This window comes from Halalkalibacter lacteus (assembly GCF_036663595.1).
Lineage (GTDB): Bacteria > Bacillota > Bacilli > Bacillales > Bacillaceae_D > Halalkalibacter > Halalkalibacter lacteus.
Window position 1 is genome coordinate 1 of record NZ_JAWRVL010000308.1, and the last position, 257, is coordinate 257.

Annotated in this window: 1 protein-coding gene; it reads right to left on the minus strand. The window is 66.9% G+C overall.

Features of this window, described 5'->3' with window-relative positions:
• On the minus strand, positions 1 to 257 hold a 257-nt coding region (locus tag SAZ04_RS22465), incomplete at both ends, for a GTP-binding protein (protein ID WP_332699900.1).

The following is a 257-nucleotide window of genomic DNA, read 5'->3' on the forward strand; positions in this document are numbered from 1 at the left end:
GTCGTCGCCCGGGAAGTCGTACTTCGACAGAAGCTCGCGCACCTCCAGCTCGACCAGCTCGAGAAGCTCCTCGTCGTCGACCATGTCGACCTTGTTCAGGAACACCACCAGCGCTGGTACGCCCACCTGACGGGCCAGAAGGATGTGCTCGCGCGTCTGCGGCATCGGGCCGTCGGCCGCCGACACCACCAGGATCGCGCCGTCCATCTGCGCCGCGCCCGTGATCATGTTCTTCACGTAGTCGGCGTGGCCCGGGC